Here is a 21,854-nt window from a genome sequence, read left to right as displayed (position 1 = left end):
CAACGCGCGGCGATCACGTGTGCACGTAGTCGCCCGGCGCGTCTCCGAGATCATTCGAACGATCTGTCCCGAGTTGCGGCGGTGCGCCCGGCGCTCCCGATTGCTGTCCGAGCCATTCTGTCCAGGCCGGCCACCACGATCCCTCCAGCTTTGGCGATGTGCCCTGCCACTCGTCGGGTCCGAGATATGGAGCGTCGGCAGCCTTGGTTCGCAACTGATGGGAGTGCCCCTGCTCGCCCGGCGGCGCCACGATGCCGGCATTATGGCCGCCGCTGGCGAGCACAAAAGTGACGTCAGCATCAACCTCGTAATGGACCTTGTACGTCGACTTCCAAGGCGCAACGTGATCACGCAGCGTCCCGACGACGAACATCGGCGTGTGGATATCCGAGAGCGAAACAGGCTTCCCTTCGACCCGATACCGCCCCTCGGCGAGATCGTTGTTCAGGAACAGCTTGCGCAGATATTCGGAGTGCATCCGATACGGTAGCCGCGTCGCATCTGCGTTCCATGCCATCAAGTCGCTCGGGTTTGCGCGCTCGCCGAGAAGATAGTCGCGCGAGACACGAGACCAGATCAGATCGTTGGAGCGCAGCAATTGAAATGCGCCCGCCATCTGGGTGGTGTCGAGATATCCACGCTCCCACATCATGTCTTCGAGAAAGGCGACCTGGCTTTCATTGATGAAGAGCGTCAGCTCTCCCGCTTCCGTGAAATCGGTCTGGGCCGCAAACAGCGTGATTGTCTTCAGGCGCGGGTCGCCATCGCGTGCCATGGCCGCCGCCGTGATCGAAAGAAGCGTTCCCCCGAGACAATAGCCCGCGGCATGGACCAGCGTATTCGGAATGATCCTTCCGATCATGTCCAGGGCAGCCATGACGCCCAGCGAGCGGTAGTCGTCAAACGCAAGATCCCGGTCTTCCGCTCCGGGGTTTCGCCAGGAGATCATGAAAACCGTAAAGCCCTGGTCGGTCAGGTATCGGACCAGCGAATTGTGCGGCGACAGATCCAGGATGTAATATTTCATGATCCAAGCTGGCACGATCAGGACCGGCTCTGGTCTCACCTTCTCGGTCGTCGGCGCGTATTGAATCAGCTCAATCAACTGATTGCGAAGCACAACCTTGCCCGGCGCGGCCGCGACGGTCTTGCCGACGACGAACTCGCCATTGATCGGTATCTTCCCCGGCTGCATCACCTGCATGAGATCGGCGAGCCAGTTCTGCCAGCCGAAGATCAGGTTCTCGCCACCGCTTTGAAACGTCTTCTCCAACACTTCCGGGTTGGTCGCTGCAAAGTTCGATGGCGCGAAGATGTCGAGCAGTTGACGAATTGAAAAGTCGACGACGGCTTCGTTGGCGGGGTCGACACCACGAATGCCGGTCGTCGCCTTGTGCCACCAATCTTCCCCGAGCAAAAACGCCTGGGCGAACAAGTTGAACGGGTACGTCGCCCATTGCGGCTTGGAAAAGCGATGATCGTTGGCCTGCGGTTTAATCAGATCCCAAGGACTGCGATTCGGGTCTGCAAACTGCAATGACCGTTCAGCGACCTGCTTAGCGCCGCGCCAAGCATCTCGGACGATTTCGATCTGACGCTGAGGTGCAGCGGCCAGATGACAAGCCCAATCCAGATACGCCATTGATAGAGCGGCCGGGGAAATTCCACCGGTGAGCCGAGCCAGCATCGCGCTGAAGGCCTTGTCCAGCTCGTGATCCTCGCGTCGAAACTCCCCGGAGGTCGCGTCGGCTTCTCGGGAGAGCAACTTTGCGTCGGGTGCGGCGAGCGCACCCTCCGGCTTCAAAGAGGTCTCTGCAGAGACAACGGCACTGCTCCGGTCGTTAATGGTCGTTCCCTCGCGTTCCCGTCGATCGGGACGCGACGCCCCCGCACACTTCAGTTTCGCCACCGTTGCCCCATAAGATTCACGCTAGCATCAATCAGGCGCTGCCCGTGCTTGAAGAGTCGATCGCAATCCCGCCTGACAAAATCAATCTGATGCCGTCCACATTCCTGGACCATCGCCTGGATTCCCTTCACGGAATGCACGCCAGCCAGCTTCGACACAAACTCAGCCAGCAGATGCGTCTCCGTGCGCGCGCGATCCAGCACTTCGTTGCTGGCAAACAGAACCTCCTCCATGACGATCTGCTGGGAACCAACGAGCAGCTCGAGTGCGTGCTTATTGGAGAGAGCGACACGTTCGGACAGTTCGGCCGTTTCGTCGGCCAGGACCTTGGTCCCGGAGAACTCGGACATGGGCACCTCTCCTCTCGCTAGATCAAAATGCCTTATAGCTGCAATTCAATGCCAGGACCTTGAGCTGCGTCAATGACGCGGCGGCACCTCCTTTGACCTGCGTCAATTCAAGACCGTGGCGGCGGATTACGTTTTCTCAGCCTTTGACATTGGAGTTCGCCATGCGCGCCCACCAGATCATGACCCGTCCCGTCATCACCGTCACCCCTGACACTTCCATCGTGGATGCGGCAAATATCATGCTTCAACGGCACGTCAGCGGCCTTCCCGTGGTCGATTCCGTCGGAAAACTCGTGGGCGTCGTCTCGGAAGGCGATTTCATCCGCCGATCCGAGATCGGCACAGGGCGTAAGCGCGGCCGTTGGCTGCGCTTCATTCTCGGGCCAGGGAAGTCGGCCGCCGACTTCGTCCACGAGCATGGTCGCAAAGTGTCAGAGGTAATGACCAAGTCTCCCCTGACGATCACCGAAGATGCCGCGCTGGCGGAGATCGTGGAACTGATGGAAAAGAACCACGTGAAGCGGTTGCCCGTGGTCAAGGGAGACCGGGTCGTCGGCATCGTGTCACGGGCGAACCTGCTGCAAGCGGTCGCCGCGCTCGGGCGGCAGGTTCCGGATCCGACGGCGGATGACGATCACATCCGCAACCGTGTGATCGACGCTCTTGAGAAGAACGACTGGTGCCCGTTCGGATTGTCCGTCATCGTCAAGGACGGCATCGTTCATCTGAGCGGCGTCATTACCGAAGAGCGGTCGCGGCAGGCGGCAATCGTTGCCACCGAGAACATCTCTGGTGTCAAGAAGGTGCATGATCATCTGTGCTGGGTCGACACCATGTCGGGCATGTACCTGAACTCACCGGAAGACGACGAGATGGCCAAAGCCGGCTGATGACTGCTGAGGACGCTCCCGCTCTTCCTGCCTCGTGTCCGGCACCAGTGACGATGCCTTAGGTTCCTGGATTGTTGCGTCCGAACGCCCCCGCCCGACGCAGGGCTTCGATCTCCTGCTCAGTGTGCCCAAGCCTGTGGCGCAGGATCGCGGCCGTGTGCTCACCGAGCCGCGGCGCCGCCGTCGGCTCGACGGTCGGCGTGAGCTTCATGGCGATTGCCGGCTCGATGTTGGGTATCGAGCCTGCCGTCGGGTGCGGAATACGACAGGTGCGGTCGCGCATCCGGACCTCGGCCGCGTTGAACGCCTGCTCGACCGTACGAACGTGTCCAACCGGAACTCCAGCCTGGTTCATCCGAGAGGTCCAGACATCCATCCGTTCCGTGGCGAGGATGTCGGCGATGAGGCCGCGCAGCTGCGTACGGTTGACCCATCTCGCCCTTCGCGTGGCGAAGCGGGGATCGCTCAGGAGATCCGGACGACCAAGCACCTCCGTCGCCAGCCGGCGGTAGATCCGATCGTTGGCACATGCGATGTAGAGCGGACCATCTGACGCTTCAAAGACGCCGACCGTCGGAGAGTCGTTCGGCGAATTGCCCGTTCGCGTGGGGTTCACGCCGCTCATCAAATACGCCATTCCGGAGAAGCCGGTCATCGCCAAGGCGATGTCGAACAGCGCCACTTCGACGTGCTGCCCGCGACCGAGCTGCTGCCGGGCGGCAAGTGCCAGCAGGATGGCATTGCAGGCGGACATGCCGGTGGCCAGATCAACGATCGGAGGACCGGTCCGCACCGGCGGACCGTCGGCGAAACCGTTGAGGGACATCAACCCACTTTCCGCCTGGGTGATTGGATCGAACCCTGATCGCCACGCGAATGGACCGGAGCGTCCGTAGGCCGAGATCGAGCAATAGATCAGCCCGTGATTGGTGCTGGACAGTGTCTGATAGTCCAGCCCGAACCTCTCCATGACGGACGACGAGAAATTCTCCACGACGATGTCGGCCTTGGCGATCAGCGCACGCGCGACGTCTCTGGCCTGCGGTATCGTGAGATCCAACACCATGCCGCGCTTGTTCCGATTGAGACTGAGGAACGCTGCGCTCTCTCCGCCGAGCTCGGCGTGCTCGTATGCGCGGGTATCGTCTCCCGTGAGCGGCTGCTCGATCTTGATCACCTCGGCGCCGAAATCGGCCAGCGTCTGTGTGCACGCCGGCCCTGCGACGACCCGCGTGAAATCGATCACCAGCAGACCAGCCAGCGCGGTTGGCGCGTCAGGCGGCCGTGGCGCACGCTTTGGCAGGGTGACCTCGGCCGGCATCCCAGAGTCCTTCCCGCTGCTTTGATCGTCTGAAGCGATCTTCCATTGACTGCCCGGCGTGGCATTGTCTCCAACGTCCGACAATGCATGGTTAGCTCAACGGCAGCCGCAAAAAAAGCCCGGGTCGGAGCTGTCGAGCCGGCCCAATCCTGCTGCAGCGCAATGCAATCTGCATAAGGCGTCGGTCGACAGCTCACCGGCCGATCATCTTGCGCCAATAAAGCGAGTTCACCCAGGCCCAGGGCCGGACCGGTTGGAACAACACATATCCACACCGAATGAAATTGTTCGCGGATACGATGTTGCAAGTCGTATCCGAAACGATGCAATCCAGGCCCGAGCGACGCGCGCGCTGCTCGATCACACGCATCAGCCGTCGCTGCAGGCCGTAACCACACCGCTCTTGGAGAACGCCAACCCTCGAAAGATAGGCTATGCCCTTGCCGAGGGATGACGGCATCATTCCGGCAAAGGCGACGGGCCGTCCGAGCTCGGTCGATATCCACCATTGTCCGCTCTCGAAATCGGGCAGAGGTGCGCAATCGAGGAATGTGCGCGCATGGAGCTCCTTCAAGGTGTCGAGGACGTCAGGCTCGCAAGCGTCGACCTCTCTGATGCGGAAGCGGCGGCCTCGCCGCGAGATCCAGGCTGGCACGGCATCACCTTCCGAGCACGACTTTGATGCCGAGCCAGATCGCACCGATCAGACCGGTCGCGATGACCGTGATGACGGCCTTGAACGTATAGCTCTGGGCCTGCTCCACGCTCTTGCGCCAGCGCCGCAGGTGCTGGAAATCGGCTCTCATCTCGTTGCCGACCCATTGCACGATCCAGATCGTGAAGGCGTCCGCGGTGGCGCCGGCGCCACCGATGTCGACGAACGCCCGCAACGGCAACAGCGGGTCCGCGGACACCTTGCCGATCCGTCCCTGGCGTTTCGCCTGCGCCAGCAGATCGGCGAAATAGGCTCCTTCAAACGCGCGCACGTAGTCCCCCTCCCAGATATGCTCGTAGCGGTCCGGATAGAGCGCGAGGTCGAGCTGCCGCTCTTCCTCCAGCACCGCCGGAAACCACGGATTGTCGCGCCAGCTCGCCTTGACCACGGCGGCGCCTTCCGGTTTGCGACTGCGCAGAAAATCGTCCACGGCATCCGACTTGCGGCGCGGATTCCAACTCGCCCACAGCTCCGAGCGAGGCGCACGGATGGTGGGCCGCAGCAGCGACAGCGAACGCGCACTCAAGGTCTGTGCCTCGTCGATCCAGGCGATGCGAAATCCCTCCAGTGACTTGATCGACTCTGCGGTGTGATCCTGCATGCCCCGAAAGATGATGAGCCCGTCGCCGGGAGCCGCGATGCGGTCGCTGAACGACCGGAAGCCCTGGCCGAGGCCGAGCGCCGCGATCTTGTCCTCGATCAGCCGCTTGGATGATTGCGCCAGGGTACGCTGCGCCTCGCGAATGCAGACGGCGAGCGTGCCGCGCTCGGCTTGGCAGGTCTCGACCAGAAGCTCGCCAAAAAAGTGCGACTTGCCCGAGCCGCGCCCGCCGAACGCGCCCTTGTAGCGAGCGGGCGCGAGCAGCGGCTCAAACACTTTCGCGGTGGGGATCTTGAGGGTGGACAATGATCACCTGCTCTTACCGGCCGTTCACCTCGCGTCCGCGGCCCCGTCTCGGTTGCCAGCTATGGCTCCCGGAGCGGCTTGACCCAGCGCGTGTACCAATCGTTGAAATCACTCGGCGTGGTGTCCCCTTCGTCGGGCTGCGGCCACAGCTGCCGATATGAAGAGCCCAGCTCGGCCGGCCCGGATTCGTCCGGCGATCCAGAGATACGTCCTGACCGCGTCGCCTGTGGTCCCAGCAGGACTCGCGGGATGTGCGGTATGGGATTCGTGCCGCTGTCGAACATCGTTGCAGTCGCCGAGTCCGCCCGACGACTCCGCAGATATCGGCCGGACCCGCGGTCCATTCCCACCGCATCGTCGGGTGGCGGCACTGTCTCGTACAGGTTCGACGCTTGCCTAGGGAGGCGGCCGGTTCGCTCCGACGGTGTATCGTAGCCACCCACCGACAAATGCATAATCGCTCTGGATGTCACGAAGAGCGTCGGGAATCCGATTGGCGAAACCGCCGCCATCAAAGGTCACATTCGCTTTCCTGTTGGAGGACAGCTCTCTCTCGATATTCGCGAGGTACTCGCCGCTTTGCGACGGCAGCACGCGTGGGAGACTGTTCCCGCCCAGACCGGCAGCCCCCATAATCCGATTCACGATCGTTGTGCAAACGTTCGGGCTGTAACTTTTGAGACCGTTGTAAGTTTCGCCCGCGTTTCGGATCCGACCGATTTCGGTCAGCGCGCTTGCCGCCTGTTCTGGCGTGATGGGAACGGTAAACGAGCGGTACTGACCATCGTCGACGACGCTGGAGAAATCAGGCGGAGGAGTTTCGCCCGGACGGAGCGTATGAACGTCAAATTTCCCGTAGCTCAACGGAACCCCATGGGTGCTGGGTCCGAACCCGGCAAACGTCTGTCGCCCAGGCTCGTTGACGACGACTGCAGCATGTCCCGGAAAACCAGGATTGATTTGAACGGTCAGCGAGTATCGAGATGCCATATGCGTTGACCTTGTATGAGCTCCTCCTTCGCGCGGGCTTACCCCCGCGCAACGAGTGTCGCCCGTGCCCAGATGGTGCGAATGAACTACAGCTTTCCGCTTGGAGGCAGATCAATGGCTGCGGCCGTCCAGACGAAATCGATCAATCGACGTCAGGACGATCAGGCAACCGGACTTCCTTGTTGCGGAGGCGCGCTCCTGCCGCTGTCCGCGCACTCGCAGCCCAACCGATCAGGTAGATGAGCAAGAGCGACTCGAGGTAATAGGCGAGTAAACTATTCAACCAGGAATCGACGGAAAAAGGAAAACGCTCCGAGCCGGACACCGCGGCCCAGACGGACCAGAAAATCCCGGCAGGAAACACCGCAAGAGAGGACAGCATCACGCTCGTCTTAACATCGGTGACGGATGCCGAGCCGACAAGGCCGGCAGCGCACAGCGTGTAGACGGCGCACGCGATAAGACCACCTCTATTCAGCCGCATGTCTACCTCCGGATGAGCTTTCGAACTATTACTGCAGGCGAAATCCTTGGCCATGCTCCGGCCATCTAAGGCGTTCCCAGAGACTTGACCCATCTTGTGTACCAGTCGACGGCTCGGCCAGCTGAGAATAGCGTGATGCCATCGGATTTCTCCAGCAAAGCGGGGCAAGGTGAGTGATCGGACCAAAGGTGTTCCGTCGACTTGATCGGCGGCGAAGGAGGACGGCCCCAACACGCCGCGAAATGTAGCCGGAGCCTTGCATTCGGTTGGAGGCGCTTCAGCAGCGTAAGCGCACGATTATCCAATCAGGCACACACAGAAGCGACGGACCTACTCCCGGTCGGCCCGCTCAGCGTCGCGCGTGGCCTGCGACCAGACTTTCCCAAATGCGCTCATTCCCCAGCCAAACAAATACACCACGGCGAAACTCAGGGGCACAATCAACAGAGGTCCGTTGATTTGGGACTCCGAGGCAACGTGAGCTTCCAAGACCTGACCGACCCCGGAGGTCCACAAAAAACCTGCGCCGGCAGGATTGACAATTGACCTAAGAAATAAGCTCCCTTTGGATCCTTCGCTTCCCATGAGAGCCAAGTCAATATCGCAAACCAGATCAGATAGATTGCGCAGACTATCACCCCCCCTGTTCAACCTCATGACGCCCCTCGCTCAGCGTCTTATTTGGAGACACGACCGAATGCGGATGCCTGCGCACTTGCAGCCCGGCCTGCAATTGCGTTTGGCTGGATGCGACGGACGGTCAGGAGGGATAGACCAGCCGCGTTGCGAGACGCCGAGAGACCCGCGGATCTACGCCACCGGCAACGCGCTGCGGTCCTCCCAACAACACGTTGCGATCCTTTCTCGGCGCTCTCCATGGCATGGGCGGCGTATATGGTCCGTCATCCGGTACATCGATAACATTACGATCTCTCGTCTTCGGAACGAGCTTAAATGGCAGCTCGATGGCCTTGTCTTTCTGGGAGCTCGGCGTACTCCACCTTGCTGACGGGGCAAACGCGTCATTGAACTTCTTGATCTGGTCCAGCACGTCACCCATGATGTTGGAGGGGTCATCCAGCTGTTTGCTCAGACGTTCAACAGAACCATAAAAATTGGTCAGGTCTTCCAGTAGCGCATCTGGGCTCTTCTTGTGCCCCTCAGGATAATAGGACCCAGGTCCGTTCACGATGTCGTCGATCTGTTTTCCAATTGCTCCGAACACACGAGATCGGTCACCCTCCTCGATTTTCGGAGCCCCTGGCGGAGGCAGTGGCTCCGCTCTACGAAATCTCGTCCGCTGGCCATGCCCAATCCTTCCTAATCATGACGCGCCCGATTACTTCGCGGAGCGCTTTTGTGAGAACGCGAGATAGATGGTTCCAATCCGTCGATTCCAGGAGAACGGGGTCCTGACGAAATCATCGTGCGGTGACCACATGCGCTGGTAGATCTCCAACCGCGTCAGGCCGGGTTTAATGGTCGCTCGAAATTGCTCTTTGGCCTCGAAGGTATAACAGCAGCCAGGCGGTCCTTTGACAATCATCTCCAGCATGGCAACGCCTGCTTCTGTATAGAGGACGACTTCAACGTCTAGACCGGCAGCGTGGAAGCGGCATACGCCGACCTCGTCGCAATCGTTGAGATTGCCGCTATCCGTCTCTCCCTTGGCTTCAACCGCATAGCTGATGAGGACATCGCTTGCGACAGCCGCGCGGCACGATAATCCGAAGAGCAACAGCCAGAGAGCAAGCAGCCGCTTCAAGACACTCACGACTCGCGCCGGCCGTGACCGTGCTGATGCAATCATGTTGATGACCCGAAGATATCCAGATTGCGATTGCCCACGGAACGACGTTCAGACCGAGAACAAAGATCGAACAAACGAGCATCGACGTCAAGTCCGCCGGCTCTGATTTTTACGGCTGTTTGGGCGCTGAGTCCGTCTCGGCTCATTGTCTCCGGCCGGCATGTCTCGATCTGATTTCGCCACCGTCCCGGGAGCCGGGGAGAGAACATCAAGCTGCCACTCCAATTTAAGGCCGATCTCCCGATCCTGCGAGGCGCTCTCGCCTCACCCACCACCGGGATCACTCATCCGCCTGCTCATCATCGTGCTCATCCGGATGCACGATGACACGTTCGATGCGGTGGATCAGCTCGAGGGCGCCGTCCTCGCCGTTCTGCAGCGCCTGTGGCGCCTTCCCCCAACCGCGGTCAAGGATGGCGTTGGCGGCGGATACACGCGCGGCATGTGTCGCCTTCGGCGAACGCATCACGCCAACCAGCGTATTAATCGCCGTCTTGGTGTGGCTGCGGGCCATCGAGCGAATTTCGGTGATCGTCTTCGACATGGTCACGTCCGGGTATCATGGATGATGAATGCGAGGCTGGTGATCGTCACGAGATCGCATCGGCGGCTGCGATCATCACCAGGCCGATCAGGGCGAGCGCGATGAGATAGGCGGTCATCTTCCTCTCTCTCCTGGGCGAAGGAAAAGCGCGGCAGATCGCAGCCAAAAGCGCGATCGTTTCAGGCGCGAACCCTATCCCTCGGCTCAAGCAAGGGACCGCTGCGGGCGAAGCGACGGTCGCCACGCCCACGCACCGGCCCGTTCGCGCGGACCGGCGAGTATCCGGATGTTCGAAGTTGTCTCCGCGCTGCGCGGCGCGCGATGGATTGCCGGCGATCGTGGTCGACAGCCGATGCCGGCCTGCGCTGCTCAAGTCAAATGCCCGCGGACAACGCGGCATCATCTTGTTCGGAAAATTCGATAATGACACTATGCCGGTGATTTGCCCGACATGTCAAATTTGATCGAAATGCGGCGGTCAGGCTTTGCGATTTCGATAACCGCCGCTCCAAATCCGGGCCGAGCCAATAAAAAGCCCGCTGCCGAGTTCGCGGCGCGGGCTTTATGGTTTCTTCGACGATGTCAAAATGCGCCTGATTTGCCCGACGTGTCAAGCGCAGATAGTTCGCCGATCGGCGATGCTACTTCAGCCCGTCGGGCGCGGCCGGTGGAGGAGGTCTTCCGATGTATGTCGTTGCGGTCGTACTGGCCGGCTTGTCCGCCCTGTTCTACGCGGCGAGTCAGCATCAGCTGGGATCGGTCGGCGCCGATGTCTGTCAATATGGCAGCCTGTTCTGCGACAAGCCGCACTACATGATGACCGGCGCGTTGCTCGCCGGCCTCTGGGCCAAGTTCGTGAGCATGCGCTGAGACGAGCCGGCGCGCAGCTTCGATCACCCCGTCAGTTCTTGATCGCGTAGAGTGGCGTTCTCACCGTCAGCTGATAGACCGGCTTCGGCGCCCAGGCGATTTGCGCGGTGATGCCGAACAGTCGGTTGTCATCGTCATCCATGCGATCGAGATCGAGCCTGACCAGCGGCTGCGTGTAGGACGCGATCGGCGTGATGGCGAGCAGCTGCGCGCCGCCGAACGACTGGACGCCGACGCGCGCGGAGACCTTCCAGTTGTTCTCCCACTGGTAGAAGCCGCCGATATAGCCGGCGGTCGTGCTCCCGACATGCGCGAGCGCGGAATCGACCTCGACATGGGTGTATTGAACGCCCGCGAGCCAGCCGCGCGTCTCATCCGGATCGAGCGCGTATTTGGCCTCGACGACGGTGTTGAACGAGGTGGTCGCCAATGGCGAGTCCGGCACCGACCGTGTCAGCGTCGACTGCAAGGTCAGCGTCGGGAGCGTGCCGCCGTTCTGCTGATAGACGTCGGCCTGGAAGCCGAGGAGCCAGCTGGTGATGGCCACGTCGGCCCAGCCGGACAGGCCGTTGTAGGAGGTGCTTCCGGTGAACCCGGCCCAGAGCGACAAGGCGTCGCCGAGATCGACGGTGAACGGAACGTCGACGCCAAGGCCCTGGTTGGTCGGAGCCGAAAGTTGCGGCCGTCCGGGCAAAGCCGGCCGGTCGAGCAGCTTGCGCAAGGTCGCGAGCTGCGACAGGGTTCCGAACAGAGACGTATCGCCCAGGCCGGTCGACAACGTGCCCCCTGGCACGTAGGCATAGTTCGTCCGGAAGTCGATGTAGACATTGGCGAGACCCGATGCGGGCTCGTCCGCATCATCGTCCTTGGCAAACGCGCTGCTGCAGACGACCAGCGCCGCACACGCGGCCAGAGCAAATGAGCGCCGCGGCGCGCAACGCCCGCGCGGCAACAATTCCACGTCTGCCATGAGACCTCCCCCAGCGCCCGAAAATACGCCGGCCGGGCACCATCCTTCAAGTGCGGATCACGAGAGCGATGCCGACGTCAGGGGAAAGCCGCGGCGCGCGTCGTCAGGACGACGCCGACTTGGCGCCTTCCTCGCGTGCGGCCATGACCTGACGCAGCACGCGCGAGAGCTCATCGACCGAGTAGGGCTTCTGGATGAGACTGAAACCGTGGCGGTCGCCGTCGGCGAGGGCGTGGCTGTAGCCGCTGTTGAGCACGATCGGAATCATGGGGAGCCGGCGACGGATTTCCCGGCCGAGCGTGACGCCGTCCATGCCGGGCATCACGACGTCGCTGAGCACGAGATCGAAGCCATCGGGATTCGCGTCGATCAAGCGCAGCGCGTCGTTTGCGCTGCGCGCCAGCACGGTTCGATAGCCGAGATCCTCGAGCAGCTGGGTCGAGAATTCGCCGATCTCCGGGTTGTCCTCGACGACCAGCACGTTCCAGCGCGCGACGACCATGTCCGGAGTGTGCTCGGTCCGCTCGCGCAGCTCCAACGGCTTGTGCGTGCGCGGCAGCAGCAGGGTCAGCGTCGTCCCCTTGCCGACCTCGCTCTCCGCCAGCACCCGTCCGCCGGACTGGTGCACGAAGCCGTAGACCTGGGACAGGCCGAGACCCGTGCCGCGCCCGACTCCCTTGGTCGTGAAGAACGGCTCGAAGATGCGGTCGATCTGATCGGGCGCAATGCCGCATCCAGTGTCGCTGACGGCGATCGAGACGAATTGCGGCCGCCCGGGCTGGCCGTCCTGCGGCAGCAGCTGACCGCGAATGGTCAGGACGCCCCGGCCTTCCATCGCGTCCCGCGCATTGGCAACGAGATTGACAAGGGCCGTGTCGAACTGGTTGATGTCGACATCGACCGGAAGCGGCCGCGCTTGCAGGTCGAGCTCGATCGCGGCCGGCGCACCGAGCACGGTCTGCAGCATCTCTTCGATCTGCTCGATATGCCCCGCGGCATCGAAGACGCGGCGCTCCATCGGCGTCCGCCGCGCGAAGGCGAGCAACTGTCCGGTGAGCTTGGCGGCGCGATCCGCCGTGTCCGAGATCGCATCCACGTAGCGCCGCATGCGCTCCGGGGACAGCTGGCGCCGGCGCAACAGGTCGGCCGAGGACCGGATCACGGTCAGGAGATTGTTGAAGTCGTGCGCGACGCCGCCGGTGAGCTGGCCGATCGCCTCCATCTTCTGGGCCTGGCGGAACGCCTCCTCCGCCTTGCGCCGTTCGGTCAACTCGACCGCCTCGGGCACGATGGCGACCACCTGTCCGGTCTCGTCCCGCACCGGCCGCATCTGGAAGTCGAACCAGCGTGAGCCGCCGACCGGCAGCTCGAGCTGCAACTCCTGGCGGGCCCCGTCGCCGCGAGCGACGGCGTCGACCAGGGATCTGATCAGCTCGGGCGTGCCGGGCGTCCCCGCAAACCACGGCGTCTCCCAGAATGGCAGCCCTGCGACCTCGTGCAGGGGCGCAGCGATCGCTTCGAGCGAGGTCGCATTGGCATCCAGAAGCGTCCCATCGGACGAGAGCAGAGCTTGGAACGTGTAGCTCGCCTCGAAGATCGTCCGCAACCGCGCCTCCTTGGCCTGCAGCTCCGCGGTACGCTCGGAGACCTGCGTCTCCAGGCGCTCGTTCAGCTCACGCAGCGTGGTCTCGGCCTCGTGCCGCACCCGCGACAGATCGATATTGGCGCGCACCCGCGCCAGCAGCTCGCGCGCGCTGAACGGCTTGGTGAGATAGTCGCTCGCCCCGGCATCAAGCCCCTCGACCTTGGCTTCCTCGCCGGCGCGCGCCGAAAGCATGACCACAGGAATGTCGCGAAGCTGCGCATCGCTACGCAGCGCTTTCAGCAGGCCGAAGCCGTCGAGCCCCGGCATCATGACGTCGGTCAGCACCAGATCGGGGCGGCGCCGTCGGACCGCCTCGAGGGCCGCCATGCCGTCGCTGACCGCCTCCACGTCATAATCCTCGCCGAGCAGACGGCGGACGTAGTCGCGCATGTCGGGATTGTCGTCAGCGAGCACCACGCGATCACGGGCCGATGCCGTCGCGGAGCGGACTCCGAGGTCGTCGGATGATGACGGGTGAGGAAGCTCGAACGGCACACCGCCGTTCAGCCACCCGAGCGCCTCCTCGATGTAGGCCTCGGCCCGCACGTTGGTAACGGTCAGGATATGGGAAGGTCCGATCTGGCCCGCTGGCAGATGCGCCGAGCCAAGCGGAATTCGCACGGTGAAGACCGAGCCGCGGCCGAGCGCGCTGTCTACAGCGATCTTCCCGCCGTGAAGCCTCACCAGTTCCTGAACGAGAGCGAGACCGATGCCGCTGCCCTCGAAGGATCGGCCGCGCGCGCCTTCGATGCGACGAAACCGTTCGAACAGGTGCGGCAGCTCACTGGGCGGGATGCCGGTGCCGGTGTCGCGAACCTTGAGCTCGGCATGATTGCGGTCGGTGGACAAGCCGATCGACACCGCGATTTCACCTTCGAAGGTGAACTTGAACGCGTTCGACACCAGATTGAGAACGATCTTCTCCCACATGTCGCGGTCGACATACACCGGCTCGGACAGGGGCTTGGGGTCGATGATGAGACGCAGGCCGGCAGGGTCCGTCGCCGAGCGGAAGTTGGACACGAGCTCAGCAGTGAAGACCGCAAGATCGATCGGCTCGAAGTGCGCGGTCATGCGGCCGGCCTCGATGCGCGAAAAGTCGAGCAGCGTGTTCACGAGTTTCAGCAGGCGAATGCCGTTGCGGTGGATCAGGCTGAGGACGGATCGCGCTTCGGAGGTGAGTTGGGCCTCGTCGCGGCCGAGCAGGTCTTCCAGCGGGCTCAACATCAGCGTCAGCGGCGTACGAAACTCGTGGCTGATGTTGGAAAAGAACGTCGTCTTGGCGCGGTCGATCTCGGCCAGCGCTTCCGCGCGGCGCCGCTCTGCCTGATAGGCCCCGCCATTGCTGACGGCCGCTGCAATCTGCCCCGCGACGAGGTTCAGGAAGCGCGCATAGCTCTCGTCGTAGAGGCGGAACGGATTGAGACCTGCGATGACGAAGCCGCCCCATCCGGCCTCCCCCGACGCGGGCAGCGGAAGCACAACGGCGTGCTGTGGCGGCTGACGCCATCCGCCGGTCGGAAAGCTGAGGCCGAACCGCCGCGGAAGATCGCTAACCAGCACCGCATCCTGCAGCCTCAGCGCTTCAGCCAGAGGCCACGTTCCTTCCGGCTGAATTCGCAGCCTCGGCTGAACGGCGGGATGATCGCGGTCGATGCCGGTCAAGGCCTCCAGCCGCGCCGCCTCGCCGTCCGGGTCGGTCATGTAGATCATCGCGAAAGGAAGGTCGCGCGACTCCCGCGCCAAGGCGTCCGCGCAGCTTGCGCAGGCCTGGTCGATGCTGCGGGCCCCGGCCCCGGCATTTGCGAGCTCGCGCAGCAGCGAGAGCTGGCGCTCGCTGATCACGCGCTGGGTGTCATCGGTGTTGGCGCAGAAGATTCCTCCGGGCGATCCATCGTCGTCCGGTATGGGACTGTAGGAGAACGTGTAGTAGGTCTCCTCGGGAAAGCCGTTGCGCTCCATGATCAGGAGCTGCGCCTCGACATAGGTGCCCTGGTCACCGCCGCCGGCCTTTGCCAGCAGCGGACCGATGTCCTCCCAGATCTCGTGCCAGACCGCGGACGTCGGGCGACCGAGAGCCCAGGGATGCTTACCGCCGATGATGGTCTTGTAAGCATCATTGTAGAGATAGATCAGCTCCCTTCCCCAACCGATCCAGATCGGCTGTTGGGATGTCAGCATGAGCCTGACGGCCGTCTTCAGGCTCTGCGGCCAATGCTCCGGCGTTCCGATCGAGGTGCTCTCCCAATCGAACCGCAACATCAGTCCGGCCAGCTCACTGCCTCCGGCGAAAAGCCTCTCGCGCTCGGCCATGCCGAGCTCCTGATCATGCCCTGTTTGCCGCTGGTCCGGCACGCGTCCCCCTTGGTCGAAATCCGACGTGATCTGGAACGCTGGTACTCCCCTCCGGTTCCGGAGCCGGGAACGAAAAGAGGGCGTGCGACTTCGAGAGACATACACCGCCGGGGGAGCACTGCCATGGCCATGACCGTTGCATCCGAACCGAACAAACCGAAACGGTCGCCCTGGAGCGTATTCCGGGTGTTGGGTCCAGGTCTCGTGACCGGTGCCGCCGACGACGATCCGTCGGGAATAGCGACGTACTCCCAGGCCGGCGCGCAGTTCGGTTACGGGCTGTTGTGGACGGTCTTTCTGACCGCGCCTTTCATGATCGCGATCCAGCTGGTGAGCGCGCGCATCGGCCGCGTCACCGGCAAAGGGCTGGCGGCCAACATCACCGCGCTTGCGCCACGCGGGATCGTCTTCGGCCTCGTCGCCCTCCTGGTCGGCGCCAACACCTTCAACATCGCAGCCGACATCGCGGCGATGGCGGAGGCGCTGTCGCTGGTGATCGGCGGTCTCAACCACGAGCACGCGCTGATCTTCGCCGCCGGGTCGACGCTGCTCCAGGTATTCCTGCCCTATCGCCGCTACGCACCTTTCATCAAGGTGCTGACCCTCAGCCTGTTCGCCTACGTCGCGACCGCCTTGATGGTCGAAGTGCCCTGGAGCACGGCGCTGCTCGCGGCGGTATGGCCCAGCCCCTCGACGGAGGCCGACTATCTGCTGACGGTGGTGGCCGTCCTCGGCACCACCATCAGCCCTTACCTGTTCTTCTGGCAGGCCTCGCAGGAGGTCGAGGAGATGAACCAGGGCAAGGTCGACCGTCCCTTGCGCGAGCTGTCGAAGAAGGACCACCCCGACCTCCGACGGATCAGGATCGACACGACGATCGGCATGATCTTCTCGAACGCAATCGCGTTCTTCATCATCGTGACGACCGCCACGGTGCTGCACGCGCATGGTATCACCAGGATCGACTCGGCGACGCAGGCGGCCGAAGCCCTGCGCCCGCTCGCGGGCGACCTCACCTTCCTGTTGTTCGCGCTCGGCATCATCGGGACCGGCATGCTGGCGATCCCGGTGCTGGCGGGCTCGGCGGCATACGCCGTCGCCGAGACCTTCGGCTGGCACGCGACCCTGGAGGCCAAGCCGGACGAGGCGGTCGGCTTCTACAGCATCATTGCTGCCGCCACGATCATCGGCTTCGGGCTCGGCTTTACCGGCATCGACCCGATCCACATGCTGGTGTGGAGCGCCGTGCTCAACGGCATCGCCGCCGTGCCGATCATGGCGATGATGATGGTGATCGTGTCCAATGCCGGGCTGATGGGCCGCTTCCGCGGACGGTCCTGGCTGATCGCCCTGGGATGGATCGGGACAGGTATCATGGCCATCGCCGTGCTGGCCCTGCTGTGGTCATTCGTCACGGGCCGCGCCTAGCGACCATCGCGTTTCCCTCTGCGTCGGCTGCAACGCAGTTGCACAATGTCATTGGTGCAACGCGGGACGTAAACTGTGTTAACAGTCCGTTCCCGCCATCCCGCCGCGATTGATGCCGATCAACGCTGGGCGCGCTCCGGTATGGCGGTGCTCGAACAAAGGACCTCGGAGACTGCCTTGACCCAACCGCAACGCATGAGCGCACCGACGCTATCCCCCTATTCCCCGCGCGGACTCGCGCTGCTGCGCGATCCGCTGCTCAACAAGGGCACCGGCTTCACCGAGCAGGAGCGCGATGCGCTCGGCCTGCGCGGCTTCCTGCCCGCCGGCGTGATGTCGATGCAGGCCCAGGCCGAGCGGATCCTGGTCAATCTTCGCAGCCTGTCCAGCGACCTCGAGAAGTACGTGGCACTGAATGCACTGCACGACCGCAACGAAGCGCTGTTCTTCCGGGTGGTCTGCGACAACATCGACGAGATCCAGCCGCTGATCTACACGCCGACCGTCGGCCTCGCCTGCCAGAAATTCGGCCTGATCTTCCAGCGTCCGCGCGGCCTGTTCATCTCGGCCAATGACCGCGGCCGGATCGCGGAGATCCTCGCCAACTGGCCATATCGCGCCAAGCTGATCGTCGTCACCGACGGTGAGCGCATTCTCGGGCTCGGCGATCTCGGCGCCAACGGCATGGGCATTCCGGTCGGCAAGCTGTCGCTGTACTCGGCGTGCGCCGGCATTCATCCGGAGGAGTGCCTGCCGGTCATGCTCGATGTCGGCACCAACAACGAAGAGCTTCTGGCCGACCCCTACTACATTGGGCTGCGCCAGAAGCGCCTCTGCGGCGAAGCCTATGATACGTTCGTCGACGAGTTCATGACGGCCGCGCGCGCCGCCTTCCCGGGCGTGCTGATCCAGTTCGAGGATTTCGCCAACCACGCCGCGTTCAAGCTGCTGCACAAATATCGCGACGACACCTGCGTCTTCAACGACGACATCCAGGGCACCGCAGCCGTGGCGCTCGCCGGCCTGTTCTCGGCGCAGCGTATCACTGGCGGCAAGCTGCGCGACCAGACCGTGCTGTTCCTCGGCGCCGGCGAGGCGGCCACCGGCATCGCGGATCTCGTCGTCTCCGCCATGATGGCCGAGGGCCTGTCCGAAGCCGAGGCGCTGCGGCGCAACTGGCTGACGGACTCGCGGGGCCTCGTCATCAAGGGGCGAGAGAACCTGCACGGCCATAAGCTGCGCTATGCGCACGACCAGGCCCCGATCGCAGACTTCCTGACCGCGATCAGGACGCTGAAGCCGACCGCGATCGTCGGCGTTGCGGCCGTCGGCGGCGCCTTCACGCCGGAAGTGCTGCAGGCCATGGCCGAGCTGAACGAGCGCCCCATCATCTTTGCGCTCTCAAATCCGACCTCGAAGGCGGAATGCTCGGCGGAGTCGGCCTATCGCTACACCCAGGGCCGCGCGCTGTTCGCCTGCGGCAGCCCCTACGATCCGGTCAAGCTCGACGGCAAGACCTTCGTGCCGCGCCAGGGCAACAACTCCTACATCTTCCCCGGTGTCGGCCTTGGCGTCATCGCCAGCGGCGCGCGGCTGGTGACGAACGAGATGTTCATGGCTGCCGCGCACACCCTGGCGAACTGCGTCACCGGCGCCGATCTCGAGCAGGGCAGCCTGTATCCGGCGCTGCCGCGCATCCGCGAGGTGTCTGCCCAGATCGGCGCCGCGGTGGCCGGCGTTGCCTATCAGAACGGGCTCGCCACGGGGCCGGCGCCGAACGATCTGCTCGGCTTCGTCGAGTCGAAGATGTACGACGCCCGCTACTGAGCTCGACGCCCTCGGATGCCTCGAGCTCACCAGCGGCGAGCGAGGAGGCATCCGCCTATTGGTCCGGCACGATCGCGTTCGTGGGCGTTGGCCGATCGGTAATCTGCTGGCCGAACAGGCTGGCGATCAGTTCGACTGCGACCCGCGCGGTCTTGCCGCGCTCGTCCAGGAACGGGTTGAGCTCGACGATATCGACCGAACGCACCAGCCCGGAATCGTGCAGCATCTCCATGATGAGATGAGCCTCGCGATAGGTCGCGCCGCCAGGTACGGTCGTGCCGACGCCGGGGGCTACCTCGGGATCGAGGAAGTCGACATCGAAGCTCACATGCAGGACGCCGTTCCGCGCACGAACCTTGTCGAGGATCCGGCGCGTCAGTACGCCGACGCCGAACTCGTCGATGGCGCGCATGTCGGCGATGCTGATACGACGGAGACGCAGCAGCTCCTTTTCCGCCCTGTCGATCGAGCGGATGCCGAACAGCTGCAACTGATCTGGAGTGATGGGCGTGCGCGCCTCGTCGCCGAGCAGGCCGTCGAGACCCGGCTCGCCACACAGGAACGCGGCGGACATGCCGTGCATGTTCGCTGTGATGGTGGTTTCGGGCGTGTTGTAGTCGGCATGTGCGTCGAGCCAGAGCACGAACAGCTCCCGTCCGATCTCGCGGCAATGGCGCGCGATCCCGTTCACCGACCCCATCGACAGCGAATGGTCGCCGCCGAGAAACATCGGGATGGCGCCGGTCTGCGCCAGCTCGTGACTGCGACGCGCCAGCACCCGCGACCAGCGCTGGATCTGGCGATAGTGCTTGGCCTTCACCGGCGGCTCGTCACCGGGTTCCGTCATGTCGGCGATGCCGACATCGCCGTAGTCGGTGACGTCGAGCCCGAGGCTTTCCAGCACGGTGATGAGACCTGCGGTGCGCAGCGCAGCAGGCCCCATCAGCGTGCCGCGGACCGACGCGCCGAGATCGATCGGAGCACCAAGGACGGCGATGCGATGTGGCGCCTTAAGGTCTGGAGAAGCCAAGACGGAATCCTTTCATCGACGGCCGGGCGCCCAGCGTAGCGCGATTTTGCACCGCGCGCTTCGCCGGCGATGCGTCTCGGTCCCAGGGAACCAATCGCATCAGCAGGCATTTCCCACGAGCGTTACATGCGCCCCTCGGCCGAATCGCGTCGGCACGAGGGTGCCAATCCGACGAGCCACGGCAAGAAGGCAACGACAGTGAGCAGCGAAACGTTCGAAACACCTCCGCAGCCGGGCGTCGCCGAACGCGCCCTCGACACCGCAACGGACATGTCGCATGCACTCGGCGAGGTGGTGGGTACCCTGAGTGCGGCCGTGGACCGGCTGAGCGAAGCGGCAAGGGACGCACGGCGGCCCGGGACCGCCCTGTCGACCATCAGCGCGATCACCCGCGAGGCCCCGCTCGCGAGCCTGTTCGTCGCCTTCCTGCTCGGGGTCACCGTCGCACGCCGGCGTTGAGGAACGGCGGTCAGAACAGCCGCGGTCCACGCCGGTCGAGCTGCGATTCCCATGTCAGCAGCGTGGCCGCGACGACCATGATCGCAATCCCGGCGACACTGATCAGGAGCTGCATCCCCAACCCGCTCGCCACGTCGGTCAGCACGACCTGGCCGAGGAAGGCCAGCAGCACACCCTGGCAATAGATCGGGAGCGAGTTCTCGCCGCACCTGATCATGGCCGTCATCAGCGGACGGATTGGCCCCTTCCAGTCCCGCGGAGCCAGCCGCGACACCACGAAGGCAAGCGCCAGGAAGTGCAACAACCGCACCGGCGCCAGGTGACTCTTGTAGATCGGATAGATCAGGCCGCTGATGGCCGACGGGATCAGGTTCTCGAGACTCTTGAACTCCCAGCTGAGCGCCATCAACAGGCTGAACGCGAGATAGCCGATCGCCACGATCAACAGCGTTCGCGAGTCGAGGAGCGGACGCAGGCGTGTGGCGCCGGCGCAGCTGTACCAGGCGCCGATCACGAACAGGAACTGCCAGGCGAACGGATTGAAATACAGCTCGCCGCTCGGCCACGCCGGCGCCTGCCAGCTGAACAGCTGAACCATCATGTAGAGCAGGAATGAAAGCACCAGCGTCAACGTCGCGCTGGTGATCATCAGCCACAGGATGACGGGAAAGCAGATGTGCAGGATTGCAAACGTCAGCAGGATGTCGGTGTTGACGGGCGCGAATTGCAGCAGCGCCACATGCACCAGCGTGGGCCCGGGCTCGCGAAAGAAGAAGCCGGTGTTGGTCTCGTCGACGAAGCGTGTGCCGCCGCCGATCACCCAGACCAGCGCCGCATAGGCGAGCAGCAGCACCAGGAACGCCGCATAGATCTCCCAGGCGCGCCGCAGCGCCCGCACCACCGTGGTCGCCCAGCCCTGCTTCGGCAGCGCTCCGCCATAGGCGAGCATGCAGGTGTAGCCGGAGACGAAGACGAACACCTCGGAGGTGTCGCTGAAGCCGTAGTTGCGCAGCGTCAACCACGCCAGCGAATTATCCGGAACATGATCGATGAAGATGAACCAGAGGGCGAGCCCCCGGAACGCGTCGACCCGGAGGTCACGACCTCCGTTGCCGTTGCCGGCTGCCACGCTTTCCGTCCTCGCCAGCTCTTGATCATCGGCAAACAAGATGGACCTCGTCTCGGGATGGCGGACCAACATCGACTCCGGCATGCATGTTGTGCCTTAATATCTCCTGCCGGTCATCGATCGGAACTCGAATCCGCCGCACGCCTCGTCCATCCTTCCGGCAGATTTCGAGGTTGGCCATTGAGCGCAGCCCCCCGTCTGCGTCTTCAGGCTGCCCCCCG

General features: G+C 63.4%; 19 protein-coding genes and 1 pseudogene. 5 read left to right on the top strand and 15 right to left on the bottom strand.

The annotated features are described in order from the left end of the window. Positions 1-13: 13 nt before the first annotated feature. Together QW881_RS03830 and QW881_RS03825 are read right to left on the bottom strand one after the other, a co-directional pair. Positions 14-1,687 carry a PHA/PHB synthase family protein gene (locus QW881_RS03830; protein WP_409998986.1) on the bottom strand — a complete coding sequence of 558 codons (1,674 nt, stop codon included), beginning with the start codon at positions 1,685-1,687 and terminating at the stop codon, positions 14-16. 209 nt (positions 1,688-1,896) lie between these two features. Further along, positions 1,897-2,259, bottom strand: a complete 363-nt coding sequence (locus QW881_RS03825; protein ID WP_315739043.1) for a hypothetical protein — start codon at positions 2,257-2,259, stop codon at positions 1,897-1,899. Positions 2,260-2,420: 161 nt separating this feature from the next. Between QW881_RS03825 and QW881_RS03820 the strand changes: the two genes are divergently transcribed. Continuing rightward, positions 2,421-3,149, top strand: coding sequence for a CBS domain-containing protein (locus tag QW881_RS03820; protein WP_315756133.1), 729 nt, complete (start codon positions 2,421-2,423; stop codon positions 3,147-3,149). Between the two features lie 58 nt (positions 3,150-3,207). On the opposite strand, the gene QW881_RS03815 is transcribed toward QW881_RS03820, so the two are convergent. The 9 genes and pseudogenes from QW881_RS03815 to QW881_RS03775 form a co-directional block, all read right to left on the bottom strand. Next, complete coding sequence (locus tag QW881_RS03815; protein WP_315756134.1) at positions 3,208-4,470, bottom strand: CoA transferase; 1,263 nt, start codon at positions 4,468-4,470, stop codon at positions 3,208-3,210. Positions 4,471-4,663: 193 nt separating this feature from the next. Further along, on the bottom strand, positions 4,664-5,125 hold the full coding sequence (locus QW881_RS03810) for a GNAT family N-acetyltransferase (RefSeq protein WP_315756135.1): 462 nt from the start codon (positions 5,123-5,125) through the stop codon (positions 4,664-4,666). A 403-nt stretch (positions 5,126-5,528) separates the two neighbouring features. Beyond that, a pseudogene (locus QW881_RS03805) lies at positions 5,529-6,062 on the bottom strand (phage terminase large subunit); the annotation flags it as partial. 426 nt (positions 6,063-6,488) lie between these two features. Beyond that, positions 6,489-7,082, bottom strand: a complete 594-nt coding sequence (locus QW881_RS03800; RefSeq protein WP_315756152.1) for a hypothetical protein — start codon at positions 7,080-7,082, stop codon at positions 6,489-6,491. Positions 7,083-7,224: 142 nt separating this feature from the next. Next, positions 7,225-7,620 (bottom strand): hypothetical protein, encoded by a 396-nt coding sequence (locus tag QW881_RS03795; RefSeq protein WP_315756153.1) that lies wholly within the window; start codon positions 7,618-7,620, stop codon positions 7,225-7,227. Between the two features lie 706 nt (positions 7,621-8,326). After that, positions 8,327-8,791 carry a hypothetical protein gene (locus tag QW881_RS03790; protein WP_315756154.1) on the bottom strand — a complete coding sequence of 155 codons (465 nt, stop codon included), beginning with the start codon at positions 8,789-8,791 and terminating at the stop codon, positions 8,327-8,329. Between the two features lie 114 nt (positions 8,792-8,905). Further along, positions 8,906-9,340: a hypothetical protein gene (locus QW881_RS03785; RefSeq protein ID WP_315771500.1), complete on the bottom strand. Its 435-nt coding sequence runs from the start codon at positions 9,338-9,340 to the stop codon at positions 8,906-8,908. A 316-nt stretch (positions 9,341-9,656) separates the two neighbouring features. Further along, complete coding sequence (locus QW881_RS03780; protein WP_315756155.1) at positions 9,657-9,920, bottom strand: hypothetical protein; 264 nt, start codon at positions 9,918-9,920, stop codon at positions 9,657-9,659. Between the two features lie 46 nt (positions 9,921-9,966). Then, positions 9,967-10,293 (bottom strand): hypothetical protein, encoded by a 327-nt coding sequence (locus QW881_RS03775; protein ID WP_315756156.1) that lies wholly within the window; start codon positions 10,291-10,293, stop codon positions 9,967-9,969. Positions 10,294-10,604: 311 nt separating this feature from the next. On the opposite strand from QW881_RS03775, the gene QW881_RS03770 reads away from it, so the two are divergent. Then, positions 10,605-10,790, top strand: a complete 186-nt coding sequence (locus QW881_RS03770; protein WP_315756157.1) for a hypothetical protein — start codon at positions 10,605-10,607, stop codon at positions 10,788-10,790. Positions 10,791-10,821: 31 nt separating this feature from the next. Here QW881_RS03770 and QW881_RS03765 read toward each other — a convergent pair whose 3' ends face one another. Together QW881_RS03765 and QW881_RS03760 are read right to left on the bottom strand one after the other, a co-directional pair. Then, the gene (locus tag QW881_RS03765) at positions 10,822-11,760 is read right to left on the bottom strand and encodes a hypothetical protein (RefSeq protein ID WP_315756158.1); all 939 of its coding nucleotides are present in this window, start codon (positions 11,758-11,760) and stop codon (positions 10,822-10,824) included. Between the two features lie 103 nt (positions 11,761-11,863). Then, positions 11,864-15,718 carry an ATP-binding protein gene (locus tag QW881_RS03760; protein WP_316158010.1) on the bottom strand — a complete coding sequence of 1,285 codons (3,855 nt, stop codon included), beginning with the start codon at positions 15,716-15,718 and terminating at the stop codon, positions 11,864-11,866. Between the two features lie 165 nt (positions 15,719-15,883). Between QW881_RS03760 and QW881_RS03755 the strand changes: the two genes are divergently transcribed. Beyond that, positions 15,884-17,188, top strand: a complete 1,305-nt coding sequence (locus QW881_RS03755; RefSeq protein ID WP_315739096.1) for a divalent metal cation transporter — start codon at positions 15,884-15,886, stop codon at positions 17,186-17,188. Between the two features lie 195 nt (positions 17,189-17,383). Continuing rightward, positions 17,384-19,015 carry an NAD-dependent malic enzyme gene (locus QW881_RS03750; protein ID WP_316158121.1) on the top strand — a complete coding sequence of 544 codons (1,632 nt, stop codon included), beginning with the start codon at positions 17,384-17,386 and terminating at the stop codon, positions 19,013-19,015. A 55-nt stretch (positions 19,016-19,070) separates the two neighbouring features. Here QW881_RS03750 and rocF read toward each other — a convergent pair whose 3' ends face one another. Further along, positions 19,071-20,045: an arginase gene (gene rocF / locus QW881_RS03745; protein WP_315756160.1), complete on the bottom strand. Its 975-nt coding sequence runs from the start codon at positions 20,043-20,045 to the stop codon at positions 19,071-19,073. A 198-nt stretch (positions 20,046-20,243) separates the two neighbouring features. On the opposite strand from rocF, the gene QW881_RS03740 reads away from it, so the two are divergent. Further along, positions 20,244-20,504 carry a hypothetical protein gene (locus QW881_RS03740; RefSeq protein ID WP_315739141.1) on the top strand — a complete coding sequence of 87 codons (261 nt, stop codon included), beginning with the start codon at positions 20,244-20,246 and terminating at the stop codon, positions 20,502-20,504. A gap of 10 nt (positions 20,505-20,514) precedes the next feature. On the opposite strand, the gene QW881_RS03735 is transcribed toward QW881_RS03740, so the two are convergent. Further along, a complete protein-coding gene (locus QW881_RS03735) occupies positions 20,515-21,633 on the bottom strand; it encodes an OpgC domain-containing protein (protein ID WP_315756161.1) in 1,119 nt (372 codons plus the stop codon). Between the last annotated feature and the right edge of the window lie 221 nt (positions 21,634-21,854).

This window comes from Bradyrhizobium sp. SZCCHNS3016, from assembly GCF_032484535.1.
In the GTDB taxonomy this organism is placed as follows: Bacteria; Pseudomonadota; Alphaproteobacteria; order Rhizobiales; family Xanthobacteraceae; genus Bradyrhizobium.
The sequence above is the reverse complement of the archived record's forward strand: the minus strand, read 5'-3'. Positions and strand labels throughout refer to the sequence as shown.

Coding starts and splice junctions, on each gene's coding strand:
- QW881_RS03830 (WP_409998986.1), bottom strand. CDS start 1,687: ATGCTGGCTCGGCTCACCGGTGGAATTTCCCCGGCCGCTCTATCAATG.
- QW881_RS03825 (WP_315739043.1), bottom strand. CDS start 2,259: ATGTCCGAGTTCTCCGGGACCAAGGTCCTGGCCGACGAAACGGCCGAA.
- QW881_RS03820 (WP_315756133.1), top strand. CDS start 2,421: ATGCGCGCCCACCAGATCATGACCCGTCCCGTCATCACCGTCACCCCT.
- QW881_RS03815 (WP_315756134.1), bottom strand. CDS start 4,470: ATGCCGGCCGAGGTCACCCTGCCAAAGCGTGCGCCACGGCCGCCTGAC.
- QW881_RS03800 (WP_315756152.1), bottom strand. CDS start 7,082: ATGGCATCTCGATACTCGCTGACCGTTCAAATCAATCCTGGTTTTCCG.
- QW881_RS03795 (WP_315756153.1), bottom strand. CDS start 7,620: ATGGCCAAGGATTTCGCCTGCAGTAATAGTTCGAAAGCTCATCCGGAG.
- QW881_RS03780 (WP_315756155.1), bottom strand. CDS start 9,920: ATGTCGAAGACGATCACCGAAATTCGCTCGATGGCCCGCAGCCACACC.
- QW881_RS03770 (WP_315756157.1), top strand. CDS start 10,605: ATGTATGTCGTTGCGGTCGTACTGGCCGGCTTGTCCGCCCTGTTCTAC.
- QW881_RS03765 (WP_315756158.1), bottom strand. CDS start 11,760: ATGGCAGACGTGGAATTGTTGCCGCGCGGGCGTTGCGCGCCGCGGCGC.
- QW881_RS03760 (WP_316158010.1), bottom strand. CDS start 15,718: ATGGCCGAGCGCGAGAGGCTTTTCGCCGGAGGCAGTGAGCTGGCCGGA.
- QW881_RS03755 (WP_315739096.1), top strand. CDS start 15,884: ATGGCCATGACCGTTGCATCCGAACCGAACAAACCGAAACGGTCGCCC.
- QW881_RS03750 (WP_316158121.1), top strand. CDS start 17,384: ATGAGCGCACCGACGCTATCCCCCTATTCCCCGCGCGGACTCGCGCTG.